Origin of the sequence: Ructibacterium gallinarum (assembly GCF_014982785.1) — a bacterium.
Taxonomy (GTDB): domain Bacteria; phylum Bacillota; class Clostridia; order Monoglobales; family Monoglobaceae; genus Ructibacterium; species Ructibacterium gallinarum.
Window position 1 is genome coordinate 1 of record NZ_JADCKB010000069.1, and the last position, 1,467, is coordinate 1,467.

A 1,467-nucleotide genomic window follows, 5' to 3' on the forward strand; every position below is an offset into this window, starting at 1 on the left:
ACGAAAATTAGACAATACGCGATATATAGTGGCAGCGGTATCTAATGATCCCGATATTGCCACGGTTTATGATGAATTGGATGCCATTGGAATTAATTACAATCTTGATAAGTACGATAAAATTCATGCCAAATACCCGAAGAAACCGATTTTTTCCTCTGAATGCTGTGCTACCGGTACTACGCGAGGTTGGTATGAGGACAATTGTGCAGAACGTGCATTTTTGAGCGCATATGATAAGGATACCACAAATTGGTTTTTGGGACGTGAAAAAACTTGGAAATTTATGTGTGAGCGCAAATGGGTTCTGGGGGAATATCAGTGGATTGCCTTTGAGCACCGTGGTGAGAGTGCGTGGCCAAGACTTTGCTCACAAGCAGGTGCCATTGACTTATTTTTACAAAAGAAAGACGCATTTTATCAAAATCAATCTCATTGGTTAGATCCCTGTAGACCTATGGTTCATCTGTTGCCTCATTGGAATTTTCAGGAGAGAGAGGGCGAAAAGATCAGAGTTGTTGCATATACAAACTGCGAGGAACTGGAGTTGTACCTGAATAATAAGAGTATTGGTAAACAGTGTATCGAACGTTACGGCCATGGGGAATGGTTAGTGGAATATGAGGCGGGGAATCTAAGGTGTGAAGCAAGAATAAATGGCAAGACGGTTTGTGAAGAGATGTGTGAAACGACAGATAAGGCTGAAAAACTAAATTTACGGATGGAAAATGACGTGAAAGCAAATGGAAAGGACATTGCAATCATTACTTGTTATTGTACAGATGCAGCAGGACGAGAGGTTCCTGATGCTACGCCATATGTAAGTTTTTTTACAAATCAATTGGGAAAAGTTATAGCAACCGGGTCAGATATTACTGATCATAATCCGGTAAATTTTCCTGACCGTAAAATGAGAGCGGGAAAAATTTCGGTTGCAATACAAGTTGGAAAAGAAAAAGGAGAATTAAAGGTTTATGCTGTGGCAGAGAATCTAAGGAGTACAGTACTTACGATAATGCTAAAATAAGCAAAGTTTGTACCTGAATCATTGGACTTGAAATTGTGGAATTGGAAGACAGTGCATCACATAGAGTATATGTGGAGTTACAGCATCATGTTACCAAAAGTGTACTCAAGTTACAGACGACAAAAATTTTGTGGGAAAAAGAAACATATGCAGTTTCACATGTCAAAGCTGATAAATTAATGAAAAAAGATAAGGAAGTGATTCTATGGATTTTTCGGGACAAACCGCGATAGCAACAGGAGCTGCATCGGGTATGGGACTTTTGTTCTCGCAGTGTTTTGCCACATTGGGCGGGAATGTTGTGATGTGTGACGTGAATGAAAAAGTTTTAAGTGAAAAGGTGAAGGAAATCAACGCAGATGCAAATGGAAAAGCAATAGGGGTTATCTGTGATGTCAGGAAATACGAACAGGTATGTGCTGCATGCGATAAAGCGGTTG

Annotated in this window: 2 protein-coding genes; both read left to right on the forward strand. The window is 39.9% G+C overall.

Going from position 1 to position 1,467, the window contains the following annotated elements:
- The coding region (locus INF28_RS12710; RefSeq protein WP_226393820.1) for a DUF4982 domain-containing protein at nt 1-1,027 on the forward strand (1,027 nt) is incomplete at its 5' end.
- A 205-nt stretch (nt 1,028-1,232) separates the two neighbouring features.
- Nucleotides 1,233-1,467, forward strand: a 235-nt coding sequence (locus tag INF28_RS12715) for an SDR family NAD(P)-dependent oxidoreductase (protein WP_226393821.1), incomplete at its 3' end; no start/stop codon positions are given.